We start from the raw sequence: 11,350 nt of genomic DNA, 5'->3' as shown, positions 1-11,350 counted from the left end.
GGCCTGCCGTCGGTTCCGCAGGCGCCGTTTGGCGGCATGAAAGAAAGCGGCCTCGGCCGGGAAGGCGGGTACTACGGTTTAGAGGAATTTCTGGAGGTTAAGTACACGTCGTTTAAGATATAGATTTTATAGAATGTTATTGAATAGTACAGAGATAGAAAAAGACGACCGGGGCCCCGGTCGTCTTTTTCTATCTGTTATTCGTTACTATCACTGCTCTCCATCGTTTCCTGCATCGTGTTTAATATCATTTCACCTGTTTCCCCATATTCTTCAGCAAAGTTTTGGTTAGCCTCCTCTACAGCGGACCGCCATTCTTCCTGATCTTCTATTTCGACCAATTCGATTCCATTTTCCTCTAGTTCTGTAAGGGCTTCATTGTTAGCTTCTTCGACAAGTTCCAGATGATATTCTGTAGCATCAGAGACAGCGTTTTCAATTATTTCCTGTTGTTCCGAAGAAAGATTTTCCCAAGCTTCTAAATTATACACGATAGATAGGGGCTGATATACGTGGTTATCTTGAATATAATAGTCCGCCTGTTCATAAAATCCTTCCTGTATGACTGAATCTGCTGTGCCTTCCATGGCCTGAATAGCTCCTGTCTGCAAGCTGGTATATACATCCCCGTAAGGCATGGTTATTGCATTGGAGCCCAATGCTTCTGCCATGTCTACGTACAAGGTAGAATCTGGAACTCTGAAATCAACCCCCTGCATGTCCCCCGCGGAAGTAATTTTCTCGGTGGTTAAAATATTTCTTGGACCATCGTAATAAGCCCCTAGAAGTTTAAAACCTTCCTCCTGATACATTTCGTCAAGGTCTGGAGTTAATTCTTCGAAAGCGGTTTGTAATTGTTGAAGTGAAGTGAAATTATACCAAAGTTCAAAAATTGCAGTTTCAGGAATATAACGGCCGATCCCGGCGGTTCCAGAATGCATCATTTCTAAGGAGCCCTCATGAACGGCCTCGATGTGGTCCTGTTCACTGCCAAGACTTCCGCCATGGAAAATTTCTACTTCAATGGCCCCATCAGAAGCAGATTCGATATCCTCTTTCATTTGATTAAAAGCTTGGCCATAAGTAGTATTTTCGTTATAAAAGTTTCCAATTCTGATAGATGCTTCTTCGACGTTTGCTTCATTTTGGCTTTCTTCTTCATTTCCATTAGAGTCGGTTTGGCCGTCGCTTGTGTTTTCTTCATTGCCGCACGCCCCTAAAAGACTTAAAGAAATTGCTGTAACAGAAGACAATAAAAAGTTTGAAAGCTTCATAAAATACCCTCCTAATAAAATTATTATTAATAATCTTTTATCCCATAATGGTATTTGGCAGAAAAGTAACCAGCTGTGGAATAAAAGTTACTATTAATAAGATAATAATTAATGTCACGACAAAAGGAATTAAGATTTTAAACGTGTCTGAAATTGGAATTTGTCCAATGCTGGTACTAATTAGAAGTAGTCCTCCAACTGGTGGAGTTACAGAACCTATCATGGCTGCAATAACCATGATCACACCAAAAAATGTAGGATCGAAACCAAGTTGAGTTCCCACTTCTGACAGTGGTGCAGCAAACATAATTAAGATTGGAGTTACATCAACAAACATTCCCATGATAAAAATAAATAAAATGATTAATAGAATGCTAACCGTGGGAGAACTAGTAATGCTTTCAAGCGTATCAATGACAAAAAGTTGAAATTGGGAACGAACGAGAATGTTTGAAAAAATAGCTGAAGTAGCTAATATTAGAAAAATAATAGATGTTGTATATGTTGAATTCACTACAGCATTCCGAAGAACTCCTTTTTTAGTTAAAGTGCGAAAAGCCAATCCTAAAATTAAAGCAATTAATACTGCGATCACCCCGGATTCTGTAGCTGTTGCAACCCCGGTGGAAATGGAACCGACAATAACAATCGGAATTAATAATGCTGCAACCCCTTCTTTTCCGGTTCTCCATAAGCGACGTGACTCAAATTTTTCATGGCTCTTTTCATATCCTTCTTTTAAACAAATGATGTAAGAAGTAATCATTAATCCGAGCCCCATTAGTATGCCTGGAAAAACACCCCCTAAAAAAAGTTTTCCTACAGAAGCGTTAGTCAAAAAACCATATAAAATAAATAAAACACTTGGAGGAATGATTGGTCCTACTGTAGATGAAGTTGCGGTAACAACCACGGCAAAATTGGATTTAAACCCTTTTTCCTGCATAGTTGGAATCATGGCACTTCCTACTGCTGCTGTGTCAGCTGCCCCAGACCCTGAAACCCCGGCCATTAACATACTGGCAAGAATATTGACATGGGCCAGTCCTCCTCTGATGTGGCCTACAATGGCTTCGGCAAGATTTAGAATACGGATAGTTAATCCTGCCCTGTTCATCATTTCCCCGGCGAGAATAAAAAACGGGATGGCCATTAAAGTAAAAGAATTCATTCCTGAAAAAAGTTGGTTGGGAACTAAGGAAAATGGAATGCCCATATCAGCTGCGATCATTGTTGTTAAAGCTGCCAAACCAATACAGACAGCTACGGGAATTCCCATAAATACATAAGTAATTAACAAACCAAATAGTAAAAGGATTTCCATGGATGACGCCTCTTTTCGTTGGAAGTATTAAAAGTTAAATATAGTTCTTCTGTTCATTTTTATAAATTAGAATCTGCGTAATCCCTAAAAAAATCACTTCGAGCATGACTAACAATGATCCAATTGGCACAAATATATAAGGGTAGACCATGGAAACTTCAAGAAGCGATGAAGTTTGCCCGGCATTGCTGACAGCAAAAAAATAACCATAATATCCAATAATAAAAAACAAAGAAAGCATAAGGATATTGTTTATCATTTGAAGGATCAAACGAGGTCCCGGGGACATTTTTTCGAGAAGCAGGGTAAAAGATATTTGTGATCCCTTTCTAATACCAAACCCAATAATAAGTAGTATGGAAGCGATAATGGTAAAACGTGTTAATTCATTCGCCCATGATAAATTAGGTAATACAGGGAAAGTACGAGAAATGGTTCCAAATATGGTTGAAATAACTCCTATTACAAATAAAGATACGGATAAAGTTTCTACACTTTTTTCAAAAAGCTGATGGATCCTTTGAATTCTTTGCAATGTACGTCTCCCCTTTATAAGATTGTAGAAACGTTTTCATAAAAAATTAAAAATAACCGTGGTTTAACTGAATTTCTTAAAAAAATAAATATAAAAACGTTTTTACGAATACCTGTAAGCGCTTTTGTAGAAATGATAATTAATATTTATTGAAATGTCAAGACATAAAAATATTGACTATTAATTAAATCATGGTTAAAATAAACTCAATTCTGGTGAAAATGTTTTCATGAAAAAGAGGCTGAAAATGAAAGATAAGACGATTAAAGATGTTGCAAAAAAAGCAGGAGTATCTATTTCTACTGTATCCAGAGTGTTAAACGGGTATGGGAACGTTAACAAGGAAACGAACGAACTGGTAAGGAAAGCCGTGGAGGAGGTGGGGTATTCTCCAAATGCAATAGCAAGAAGCTTACGAAGCAGGTCTACGAAAACAATAGGGTTAATTGTAAATAATATACTGAACCCCATTTATTCATTAATGGCTCAGGCAATAGAGGATACTGCCCGAGAATACGGGTATCAATTGCTGCTATGTAATAGTGGAGCCAATAGCGAATATGAAAAAGTATATCTCGATGGGTTATATGAAAAAAAGGTAGATGGTATCATTATAGCTCCAACCGGCCAAAATAAGGAAAAAATTAACTCCTTTATTAAGAGTGGTATTCCTGTAATTCAGGTGGACCGTGTTATTGAAGGTTTGGTGGCCGATGCCGTCGTAACAAATAATAGATCGGCTGCATATGAAATGGTTTCCCGCATTATAGAGAATGGTTACAAAAAAATTGCCCTTATCGTAGGAGTCCAAACAATAACGACCGGGATGGAACGTATGACAGGTTATTTTAGTGCTCTGGCTGAAAATAATATCAATGCTAATTCGGAATACATTAAGGTGGGGCACTTTGATGAAAATACTGGTTTCGATGCGATGAACGAACTACTGTCTTTGCCAAATCCACCTGAAGCGGTGTTTGTGTGTAATAACTTAATGGCAAAAGGGGCAATGATGGCTGTTCGGGAGAATAATATTTCAATACCTTCTCAGCTTTCGTTTTGTATGTTTGATGATCCAGATTGGGCAGCAATGAATGTCCCTTCCATTACGGCAGTAAAGCAGCCTACGTATGAAATAGGTACTAAAGCTGCTAAATTATTAATTAATCGAGTAAATAATCAAAATAAGGAACAAAAGCCTGTGCATGAAGTTATAGATAGCAAGATTATAATTAGAGATTCTATGTAATTTTTTTGCCTCTAAATGAAAACGTTTTTACCATTTTATTACAAGGAGTGTTATTATGAAGCAAGGAAAAGTGGCAGAATTTGTGGCAGAGTTTTTAAGTAAACAAGGGGTACGCAATGTTTATGGGATTCCTGGAGGACAGCCTCTGACGATATGTGATGCTATTTATGACCGGGATGATATCGATTTTATAGCTACACGGCATGAAAATGGTGCTGCCCATGCGGCCGACGCTACAGGAAGATTAACTGGCATTCCTGGAGTTTGCTTGGCAACAACAGGTCCTGGAGCCACAAACTTGATTACGGGAGTAGGGGGGGCTTACCGTGATTCCAGTCCAGTCATTGTTATCACGGCTAATAATAACCGTAAGGATATGCTGCACGACGATGCTCAGGATGCCGATCATATTGCATTGTTTGAAAGTTTAGTGAAATGGAGTGTGCAAATAAGCCATCCAGATCATGTAGTAAAGATATTAAACGAAGCGTTTCATATCGCAACAAATGGGAATCCCGGGCCAGTGCACCTTGATTTCACCAGAGATGTATTAAGTGAAATGTTGGAATGGACCGAGCCAATCCAAAAGAAAGAAAACGTAAATAAGATTCTAGGGGATGTTACTGCGTTAAAGCAGTTGAAAGATAAGCTGTTGTCGATGAAAAAGCCCGTTATCTGGGCGGGGAACGGGGTAAAACTTTCCAAGTCCGGCGAACAGGTACTGCGCTTGTCCGAAAAATTAAATATCCCTGTTGTTACTACCTTTAATGGGATTGGAGGCGTTGATATGACTCATGATCATGTCTTCGGCCCAAGAAGCCGGTCCGGCAGCAGGCTTGCAGATGAAATTTTTGAGGAAGCGGACCTGCTTCTGGCTCTCGGGAACAGTTTAAACGGTCCGTCTACTTCCCGATGGAACATGACTCTTCCTGGGGAGATCTATCAGATTGATATCGATTCTGATATGCTGGGGCGTCATTACCCTCAGACGAAAGGTATTTGGGGAGATGTTGATGTTTGTCTGGCTTACTTATTAAAGGAGCTTGATAATGATGCCCCGAACAGTGCTGATTGGCTGACAGCATGTAAAGAAAAACGAGAAAAATGGCTGGCCGAATATGTGACCCCTTTTAAAGATGACGATGAAGAATTCGTCAAACCGCAGACGTTGATGCAGGCTTTGCATGAAGTCAGCGCCGACGATGCAATTTTTTCAGTCGATGCAGGAAATCCAGGCATCTGGTCACACCTTCTGCCGGTAAAAAGAAACCAAGCTTACATGAAACCGGTCGGTTTTGGGAATATGGCATTTGCTTTACCGGGGGCGATTGCATCTAAAAAAGAAGCACCCGGACGGCAGGTTTTATGTGTAGTAGGAGACGGTTCATTAGGTATGTCCCTTGGAGAACTGGAAACAGCTGTCCGGGAAAAAACTAATATTATTATTGTTTTGATGAATGATCGTTCCTACGGTAATATCAAGCAGGAACAGCTCAGGGATTTCGGTCCGAGATACATTGGAGTGGAATTTATAGATGTAGATTTTACTGGAGTAGTGAAAGCCATGGGGGGAGAGGGAGAACGCGTAACACGTGTCAGTGAATTTAAAGAAGCGTTTGTTCGGGCACAAAAGGCTGAAGGTATTTATATAATTGATACCTTGATCAATCCAGACATTAGTGTTTGGACAAAACCATTTTAAATGAGGTGATAAAAGATGAAAACAAAGAATTTTTTATTAAAAGAGGCCGTTTTCCCCATTAAAAACGGTGGGTCGATTGCCATTGGCGGTACAGCTCTTCGCCGCCATCCAATGGCTGCCCTCCATGAAATCATTCGCCAGAAAAAGAGGGATTTAGTTTTATTCGGCACCATAAATGCGGTTGATATTGATTTGCTGATAGCAGCTGGATGCGTGAAAGAAATTTATTCTTCTGCTGTACAATTTGATAACGAGATTTCGGCTTATGCACTCGAAAAGGCTTTCTCAGAGGGGAATATAATTTTTAATCAGCAGCCGAAAAAGATAATTACAGAGCAATTCCGAGCAGGTGCTTCAAGTATAGACTTCATTCCATTACGTAAATCTGAAATAATGGAAGGAAATAAATATATCCAAAAATTGGTAAGCCCTTTTAACGGAGAGGAATATATAGCCTTAAAATCTTTTCAACCCGATGTGGCTATTATTCATGCTCACAAGGCCGATCAATATGGGAATGTTCAATTCGATGCAAATCGATCGTTGGAAGACGATATAGATATTTTTATAGCTGAATCAGCAAAACACACCATAGTGACGGTGGAACAAATAGTAAGCGAAGCAGCTATTGAGGATGATCCTGCCAATACTGTTTTACCGGCATCGTTAGTAGATGCAGTGGTCGAAATACCGTACGGCGCCCATCCTTTTTCATGCGATGAAAGATATGAAAAAGATAGTAGTCACTTAGAGTATTACAAAAAGATCAGTAAGGAACCAGCGGAATTAAATAAGTATATTCAAGATTATATTTTGGGAAGCAGCAGTTGGTATGACTATTTAAATAAAATCGGGATGGCGCGTTTGTTGAGTTTGTCTTCCAGACAGGAGGTATCGGGCAACGCATGACATTGAAGGAACATGGAATAGTAGCAATAGACATTGGATCCAGTTCTATTCGGGTGTCTCTATTTACGAAGAATGATGGAATCAAGGACATGTGGAAAATTTCTCACTCCCTACATGCAAGATTTGCTGCTGACTCCTTATGGATACAAATCAAACAACTTATTCAAAAAGCTGTAAAAGCTTACCCGGGAGTTAGAGTTAATGCAATGGCGGTGAGTTCTTTTTTAGGATGGGTAGTAATTGATGAAAAAGGTGAACCAGTGGAACCAGCCTGGGGCTGGAAGGCTTACGCTGAAGATAATTATGTTGATATGGTTTTAAATTGTCTCCCTGATAATACTGCAGTTACTATCGGAAGAAAACCAAGTAAAGATCTTACAGCCTTTCTTTGGGGAAATACTTTAAAAAAATATCCTGCCGCGACTGTATTGAGTTATAAAGATTATTGTATATACAAGTTGACCGGTGTTTTGAAGATGGATAGAACACATGCCAGTTATACAGGATTACTTTCCATTTCAGAGCGCAGATGGGATGCGGATATGATTAAGTATTTCGATATTCCTGCCCACTCTTTGCCGGAACTGGGTGATGGAGAAGATGTGGCGGGAGGAGTAATGGAAAAAATGGCTGCAGAACTGGGAGTATCTGCCGGCATTCCGGTAGCGTTAAGCGGGCCTGATGGGACGATGGCTGTACTAGGAAGCGGAGGTGTTGCACCCGGGAAAACCGTCGAAGTATTAGGCACAACAGATGTATTTTTTCACATTAATCATTATGTTGAAAAAAGGGAGCTTTATGATGAGGGACTTGTTCAAAATTGTTTCTTAGATTCTGAACTATATGGAATCGGAGGCCCCATGGGAATGACCGGAGGAACTGTAGACTGGTTTATGAAAGAATGGGAACTCGATTATGATAATGAAGCATTCCAGGACATATGGAGAGATTGGAGAAAAATAAGAACCATCGAAGACGGTTTATATATTATCCCCACTTTTACAGGGGCAAGAGTCCCAGACTGGAATTCTTCTGTCAGAGGTACTGTAGTAGGTTTGAAGCCGGAACACTCTCGCGTCGAACTATATAAAGCAGCTGTGGAAGGGGTTGCTTTTCTAACCGCCCGTCTGCGAAAGAAAATGAAGAACCTAATAGATATTGGGGAAGAAATGATTGCCATTGGAGGGGGAGCGAAGAATAAAATTCTGCTGCAAACCCGGGCTTCGGCGTCCAACTGTTATATATATATTCCGGAAGAAACGGAAGCCAGCACCATTGGAGCTATTTTATTAGCAGCTAAAAACGCAGGTTTTTATTCCAGTTTAGAAGTTGGAATGCGTCAGTTAAATCCAATAAAAGAGAAAGTAGTACCCGACCAGAATGAGGTACAAAAATACAAAAGACCGCTTCAAAAATATAGTGATTTAATTTCTCATATGGATCAATGGTATGACAAACAAAGATAAAAGGGGGGAGACCAGAATGAAGCAATCTGTAAATAATGTGATTACAGCAGATGAAATGATGGTTTTTGCAGCTTCTCAACTATTTAAAGACGGCGACGTGGCATTGGTGGGGACCGGGCTTCCTATGATAGCGGCGTATGCTGCCAAACAGACCCACGCCCCTAATGCCGTTCTTGTTTTTGAATCGGGGATTATGGATGCAAAAGCCTCCCATATGGCCTCAGGGGTTGGTGATTTTCCTCTTGTACATGGGGCAGTAAAGACCAGCAGTCTTTTTGATTCTCTCAGCTTATTGCAAAAGGGGACCATTAATTTAGGGTTTCTTGGAGCAGCAGAAATTGACGCCTATGGCAATATTAATTCGACCGTTATTGGAGACTATCAAACTCCAAAAGTAAGACTCCCGGGAAGCGGCGGTGCGAACGATATTGCTTCTATGGCCGAGCGGACGGTCATTCTGGTTAAGCATCAAAAACGAAAGTTTGTAGAAAAGCTTAATTACCTAACGACCCCAGGTTATATTGATGGAGCAGGGAGCAGGGAGAAGTATGGCCTCCCAGGTCAAGGGCCTGAAAAAGTAATCACGGATCTCGGAGTATTTTATTTTGATGCAGCGACAAAACGGATGAGTATTGAATCGCTGCATCCACAAGTATCACTAGAGAAAGTGATTGAGGAAACGGGATTTGAATTTCAACATATTCCTGAAGAAATTCCTGTAACGGAAATGCCGAAACCGGAACTACTGCAAACGATCAGGGACCTGGATCCTGATAAAATCTACATTAATAAATGAATCTGTTGTGCAAAATCGGGGAGGAATGTAAGATGGAATTTCCTAAAATAGGGAAAAAAGAAGGTTTATATGAATTAATAGAGGTACCAGAAAAATTCGGACCAATCAGCTATAAAATAGATGATAATATAATTAAAAAATATGCTTTTGTGCAAGACGACTATAATCTATGGTATTTCAGTCATGATGCCTCCCCATTTGGGAAGCGGATTGGCCATGCTTCCATATTGGCAAATGATTTACTTTCTCTTTTCTTAACAGAATATGATCCAAGTACCATCAGGGGCCTGCATACGCAGGAGGAGTTGTGGTTCGAAAATCCAGTGTTTGAAGATGAAACCGTTACGCTTGAAGGAGAATATGTTGATAAGTATATAAAAAGAGACAAAGGCTATGTTGTGATGAATGCAGAAGCCCGCGGAGAAGATGGCCGAGTACTTTTGAAACACCGGGGAGTAGAAATCATGCGTGTACATGCCGGTTCTGTAGCAGCAAAAAATACGGCAAAGGATACATCAGATAAAGTTACTGGTGAATACGATCCTGCACTTGGAACAGCAGAAACAGCTAAAGAAAACCTTGTTCCAGGTACCTTAATAAAGCCTTTATCAAAGCATACAACGCAGGATCAAACGTCTGTATTTTCCTTTGTTGGCAAACATTTTGTCAATATTCATAATAACCTTGCAGCCGCTAAAGAAACTGGAATGGAGCGGCCTGTCGTTCAGGGGCAGCAGCAGGTGGGGTATTTGACGGAAATGCTCACAAACTTTTTCGGAAAATCATGGTTCACCAGTGGATGGGAAAAAGTGAAATTTCTACGTCCTGTTTTGGTGGGAGAAACGGTAACAGCTAAGGGAGTTATTAAAGATAAAACAGTAGAAGATGGAAAAACAAAACTTCACCTTGAAATATGGGTGGAAAATGAAGAGCAGCAAATGACCTCCGTCGGCTGGGCGAGTGCTCACGTATAAAGTTCTCATAACTAACAGATGAAGAGATTGGAGGGAAGTTTATGAAGACTGATACCAAACTTTACTCTCTTAAAGATGCTGTCCGCGAAGTGAAAAGTGGTTCCCATATCACTTTAGGAGGGTTTGCCCATTCTTTGGCGCCGCTTGCTTTTGTAAGAGAAATGATAAGACAAGATATCAGCGATCTAGAAGTGACGGCAATGGGAGAAGCGTGGGCTGTGGATATGCTCAGCGGCGCTAAAGCGTTAAAGAAGGTAAGGATGAGTAACTTTATGTTTGAAGGATGGGGAAGATGCCGTAATTTTTCCCGTGCAGTGGAAGAAGGAGAGATAGAGGTAGAAGACTATAGTCATTTTGGTATTACGAACCGAATGTTTGCAGGTTCTATGGGGATTCCTTTTATTCCGGTGAAAACAATGAGTGGTTCTGATATTTATCACGAACGGTCTTTTGAAAAAAACAACAAATTTGTTGATTATACCTGCCCATTTACAGAGGAAAAGGTATTGCTTGTCCCAAAAGTGGAACCGGATGTTGCTATTATCCACGCATCCAGAGCTGATGTGAACGGGAATGTTCAATTGTACGGCATTAGTTCCACCCTGGAAGTCGCAGCAAAATCCGCCAAAAAAGTTATAGTTACAGTAGAAGAAATTGTGGAAGAGGAAATAATTCGTAAACAGCCGGAGCTGACGATCCTTCCCAGCTTTCTTGTTGATGCAGTAATACATCTTCCTTACGGAGCCCATCCTGCTGGAATGTATAAATATTATGATTATGACTCAGACCATATCAACTTATATATTGAATCGACACGTACCAATGAGAAATTTAAGGAATATATGGAGGAGTATATAAAAGGAACGGAGAATGAAATAGAATATTTAGAGAAGATAGGATTGAAACAACTCCTAAGTTTGAAAGCGGATCCGTACTATGGCTATTCCCTTCATAATAGGGGAGAAGTATTACAATAAAAAAGAAAGGGCGTCCATCTTTGAAAAATCTACTTTATATCGCTGGCAAGTGGACAGGAACCAGCCTGGATAAAATGGATGTGACGAATCCGTCGACCGGCGAAACGGTAGCTGCGGTGCCGTTTGCCGGACAGAAGGAGGCGG

Annotated in this window: 11 protein-coding genes; 8 read left to right on the top strand and 3 right to left on the bottom strand. The window is 40.3% G+C overall.

Annotated elements, in window-relative coordinates:
• Nucleotides 1-123 (top strand): aldehyde dehydrogenase family protein (locus G475_RS27450; RefSeq protein WP_156911854.1); only part of this gene is annotated, 123 nt, incomplete at its 5' end.
• Nucleotides 124-197: 74 nt separating this feature from the next.
• On the opposite strand, the gene G475_RS0121675 is transcribed toward G475_RS27450, so the two are convergent.
• From G475_RS0121675 to G475_RS0121665, 3 genes are read right to left on the bottom strand one after another with little or no spacing between them, the layout of a single operon-like run.
• Complete coding sequence (locus G475_RS0121675; protein WP_026703046.1) at nucleotides 198-1,274, bottom strand: TRAP transporter substrate-binding protein; 1,077 nt, start codon at nucleotides 1,272-1,274, stop codon at nucleotides 198-200.
• Nucleotides 1,275-1,311: 37 nt separating this feature from the next.
• Nucleotides 1,312-2,598 (bottom strand): TRAP transporter large permease, encoded by a 1,287-nt coding sequence (locus tag G475_RS0121670; protein WP_026703045.1) that lies wholly within the window; start codon nucleotides 2,596-2,598, stop codon nucleotides 1,312-1,314.
• A 34-nt stretch (nucleotides 2,599-2,632) separates the two neighbouring features.
• Entirely contained in the window at nucleotides 2,633-3,133 is a 501-nt protein-coding gene (locus G475_RS0121665) for a TRAP transporter small permease (RefSeq protein ID WP_026703044.1), read from the bottom strand.
• Nucleotides 3,134-3,362: 229 nt separating this feature from the next.
• On the opposite strand from G475_RS0121665, the gene G475_RS0121660 reads away from it, so the two are divergent.
• From G475_RS0121660 to G475_RS0121630, 7 genes are read left to right on the top strand one after another with little or no spacing between them, the layout of a single operon-like run.
• Complete coding sequence (locus G475_RS0121660; RefSeq protein WP_026703043.1) at nucleotides 3,363-4,382, top strand: LacI family DNA-binding transcriptional regulator; 1,020 nt, start codon at nucleotides 3,363-3,365, stop codon at nucleotides 4,380-4,382.
• A gap of 55 nt (nucleotides 4,383-4,437) precedes the next feature.
• Nucleotides 4,438-6,084 carry a thiamine pyrophosphate-binding protein gene (locus tag G475_RS0121655; protein ID WP_026703042.1) on the top strand — a complete coding sequence of 549 codons (1,647 nt, stop codon included), beginning with the start codon at nucleotides 4,438-4,440 and terminating at the stop codon, nucleotides 6,082-6,084.
• A gap of 15 nt (nucleotides 6,085-6,099) precedes the next feature.
• On the top strand, nucleotides 6,100-6,993 hold the full coding sequence (locus tag G475_RS0121650) for a CoA transferase subunit A (protein ID WP_026703041.1): 894 nt from the start codon (nucleotides 6,100-6,102) through the stop codon (nucleotides 6,991-6,993).
• The gene (locus G475_RS0121645; protein WP_026703040.1) at nucleotides 6,990-8,459 is read left to right on the top strand and encodes a xylulokinase; all 1,470 of its coding nucleotides are present in this window, start codon (nucleotides 6,990-6,992) and stop codon (nucleotides 8,457-8,459) included. The genes G475_RS0121650 and G475_RS0121645 overlap by 4 nt, the downstream gene beginning before the upstream one ends.
• 16 nt (nucleotides 8,460-8,475) lie before the next feature.
• Nucleotides 8,476-9,255 (top strand): CoA-transferase subunit beta, encoded by a 780-nt coding sequence (locus G475_RS0121640; protein WP_051302821.1) that lies wholly within the window; start codon nucleotides 8,476-8,478, stop codon nucleotides 9,253-9,255.
• Nucleotides 9,256-9,287: 32 nt separating this feature from the next.
• Nucleotides 9,288-10,229, top strand: coding sequence for a MaoC family dehydratase (locus G475_RS0121635; protein WP_035712407.1), 942 nt, complete (start codon nucleotides 9,288-9,290; stop codon nucleotides 10,227-10,229).
• Between the two features lie 41 nt (nucleotides 10,230-10,270).
• Entirely contained in the window at nucleotides 10,271-11,206 is a 936-nt protein-coding gene (locus G475_RS0121630; RefSeq protein ID WP_026703037.1) for a CoA transferase subunit A, read from the top strand.
• Nucleotides 11,207-11,350 lie beyond the last annotated feature (144 nt).

The sequence above is a fragment of the Salibacterium aidingense DSM 18341 genome (assembly GCF_000429685.1).
GTDB lineage: Bacteria > Bacillota > Bacilli > Bacillales > Marinococcaceae > Salibacterium > Salibacterium aidingense.
The sequence above is the reverse complement of the archived record's forward strand: the minus strand, read 5'-3'. Positions and strand labels throughout refer to the sequence as shown.

Bases quoted from the DNA above. Each gene is read 5' to 3' on its own strand.
- G475_RS0121660 (WP_026703043.1), top strand. From the start codon at position 3,363: ATGAAAAAGAGGCTGAAAATGAAAGATAAGACGATTAAAGATGTTGCA.
- G475_RS0121630 (WP_026703037.1), top strand. From the start codon at position 10,271: ATGAAGACTGATACCAAACTTTACTCTCTTAAAGATGCTGTCCGCGAA.
- G475_RS0121635 (WP_035712407.1), top strand. From the start codon at position 9,288: ATGGAATTTCCTAAAATAGGGAAAAAAGAAGGTTTATATGAATTAATA.
- G475_RS0121675 (WP_026703046.1), bottom strand. From the start codon at position 1,274: ATGAAGCTTTCAAACTTTTTATTGTCTTCTGTTACAGCAATTTCTTTA.
- G475_RS0121655 (WP_026703042.1), top strand. From the start codon at position 4,438: ATGAAGCAAGGAAAAGTGGCAGAATTTGTGGCAGAGTTTTTAAGTAAA.
- G475_RS0121640 (WP_051302821.1), top strand. From the start codon at position 8,476: ATGAAGCAATCTGTAAATAATGTGATTACAGCAGATGAAATGATGGTT.
- G475_RS0121645 (WP_026703040.1), top strand. From the start codon at position 6,990: ATGACATTGAAGGAACATGGAATAGTAGCAATAGACATTGGATCCAGT.
- G475_RS0121650 (WP_026703041.1), top strand. From the start codon at position 6,100: ATGAAAACAAAGAATTTTTTATTAAAAGAGGCCGTTTTCCCCATTAAA.
- G475_RS0121670 (WP_026703045.1), bottom strand. From the start codon at position 2,598: ATGGAAATCCTTTTACTATTTGGTTTGTTAATTACTTATGTATTTATG.